We start from the raw sequence: 2,049 nt of genomic DNA on the forward strand, positions 1-2,049 counted from the left end.
GGGAGGCGTTCTTGCCGCCCACCCGGTCCAGGTCCTTGAGTCCGAGTTCGGAGAACCACAGGATGTCTGTCGCCATAATTACTGCTCCTTCGCAGAGGGTGAAATGCCAAGGCCCGGCTCCCGGCGGTGGCCGGGTGAGGGCAAAAGTCTCCTCCACCTTGGCAGGCCTTCCTGAAGCACGCCACGTGATGTGTGCCACAGTGCCCTTGTGAAACTTTTCCCTAGTGCTTGAGGTTCATCTTTTGCAGGATGGTGGCCGCCATCTCCTCCACGGACACGCTGGCTGAGTTGAGATACGGAATCCCGTGGAATTCGTACAGGCGCTCGGCGCTGCGCAACTCGAACCCGCACTGGCGCAGCGAGGCGTAGGAGGAGCCCCGGCGCCGTTCGGTGCGTACCTGGCTCAAGCGCAGCGGGTTGGTTGTCAGGCCGAAACATTTCGACACGAAGGGCTTGAGCGACTTGGGCAGCCCTTCCCGTGCGAAATCCTCCTCCACCAGCGGGAAGTTCGCGGCGAAGATCCCATGCTGCAGCGCCAGGTACATGGTGGTGGGCGTCTTCCCGCAGCGGGACGGCGCCACCAGGATCACCTGGGCCTTTTCCAGCGCACGCAGGCTCTGGCCGTCGTCGTGCTCCATGGCGTACTCGACGGCCGCCATCCGCGACTGGTAGCGCGCGGCGTTTCCCAGGCCGTGCGCCCGGCCGGGCTCGCCGCTGGCATGGCTGCCCAGCGCGTGCTCCAACTGTTCGACGTACGTGCCGATGAGGTCCACGATGATTCCCTGGCAGGTAGACAGAGTCTGGCGGATTTCGCTGCTGACCGCGGTGGAAAAGACCAGCGGGGCAGGGCCGGTGGCGGCGGCAGCGTCGATGATCTTAACAACGGACCGCGCCTGCTCAACCGTGGTGATGAACGGAATGGTGATGCGGTCAAAGTCGTTCCCGGGAAACTGCGTCAGCAACGTGTTGCCCAGCGTTTCCGCGGTGATGCCGGTGCTGTCCGAAAGGAAATAGACAGGCCGGAGAGCGTCAGTGGTCATGGAACGACCCTAGCGGTCCGTTGCCGGGCGCGCGGCGCCAGGGGCAATCTCGGCACCGGCGCCCCGGCCTGACCCAGCCGTGCGATACACCACTTAGCGCCGGGATCCGGAATAGCGAAGATGCCTATGCCATTGTGAAAGGCATGAAGGCAATCACTTACAGCTCATACGGAAACCCTGACGTCCTCGAATTTGGTGACCAACCAATGCCGAAAGTCGGGCCGGGAATGGTCCTGGTCAGAGTCAAGGCAGCCGCAGTAAACCCAGTGGACTGGAAAATCATGGCCGGGTACCTGGATGCCGTCATGGATCTGCAGTTTCCCGCCATCCCCGGCTGGGATGTAGCAGGGGTTGTGGAGTCGGTGGGAATTGATGCCCGGCAGTTCCAGCCCGGCGATGAGGTCTTCGCCTACGGCCGCAAGGACTACGTCCACGGCGGAAGCTTTGCCGAGTACATCGCGCTGCCGGAGCGGCTCTTGGCCCGGAAGCCTGCCTCGCTCGGGTGGAACGAATCCGCGGGGCTGCCGCTGGCCGGCTTGACCGCTTACCAGGTTCTCAACCGCCTGGGCCTGAAGTCCGGCGAAACTGTCCTGATCCACGGGGGTTCCGGAGGCGTGGGCTCCCTGGGCATCCAGATCGCTGTGTCCCTGGGCGCCAGTGTCATTGCCACTGCCTCAGAGAAGAACCATGAATTCCTTCGCTCCCTGGGAGCCGAGCCGGTTGCCTACGGCGATGGGCTCGCCGAGCGCGTTCGCGCGCTGCGTCCTAACGGTGTGGACGTCGTTGCCGATTTCGTCGGCGGAAACCTCAAGGCGACGCTGGCCGTGCTGGCCGAAGGAGGCCGGCACGCCTCGATCGCCGACAGTGAAGTGGAAGAGCACGGCGGCGACTGGATGTGGGTTAGTCCGGTGGGAGCCGACCTGCAGGAACTCGCCGATTTGGTGGACAGCCGGAAGATGCGCGTGGAAGTTGCCGAGGTTTTTCCGCTGGAAAAAGCCGCTGATGCCTT

At 63.7% G+C, this 2,049-nt stretch carries 2 protein-coding genes; one reads left to right on the top strand and one right to left on the bottom strand.

Annotated elements, in window-relative coordinates; all coding sequences use genetic code 11:
• Positions 1-221: 221 nt before the first annotated feature.
• Positions 222-1,040 carry a pyruvate, water dikinase regulatory protein gene (locus AC5RWX_RS32740; RefSeq protein WP_494100332.1) on the bottom strand — a complete coding sequence of 273 codons (819 nt, stop codon included), beginning with the start codon at positions 1,038-1,040 and terminating at the stop codon, positions 222-224.
• Positions 1,041-1,183: 143 nt separating this feature from the next.
• Here AC5RWX_RS32740 and AC5RWX_RS32745 point away from each other — a divergent pair.
• Positions 1,184-2,049: NADP-dependent oxidoreductase (locus AC5RWX_RS32745; protein WP_494100333.1), on the top strand; the 866-nt coding region annotated here is incomplete at its 3' end.

The sequence above is a fragment of the Arthrobacter sp. SPT-J7 genome (genome assembly GCF_059089965.1).